The sequence below is a fragment of the Rhizobium ecuadorense genome (assembly GCF_001187535.1).
GTDB classification, from domain to species: domain Bacteria; phylum Pseudomonadota; class Alphaproteobacteria; order Rhizobiales; family Rhizobiaceae; genus Rhizobium; species Rhizobium ecuadorense.
This window is the reverse complement of sequence record NZ_LFIO01001592.1, coordinates 1-270: the sequence shown is the minus strand read 5'-3', so window position 1 is coordinate 270 and position 270 is coordinate 1. Positions and strand designations below refer to the sequence as shown.

The window sequence follows — 270 nt, the reverse complement described above, 5'->3', positions numbered from 1 at the left end:
AACAACGATCCGAACTATCATGATCTCGGTCTCTGCGGTCCCCAACGCACCGACTTTGCCGGACGCGGCGAATATTGCGGTCTGTTCCGCACCCCGACGCTGCGCAATGTCGCGCTGAAGCAGAGCTTCTTCCACAACGGCTATTTCCACTCGCTGCGCGACGTCGTCTCCTTCTATGCGACGCGCGACAACGATCCCGGCCGTTGGTATCCGAAAAATTCAGATGGCACGGTTCGGAAATATGACGACCTGCCGCAGGCCTATTGGGAT

Annotated in this window: 1 pseudogene; it reads left to right on the top strand. The window is 57.8% G+C overall.

The annotated features are described in order from the left end of the window. Positions 1 to 270: pseudogene (locus AF337_RS32685) on the top strand (cytochrome-c peroxidase); the annotation flags it as partial.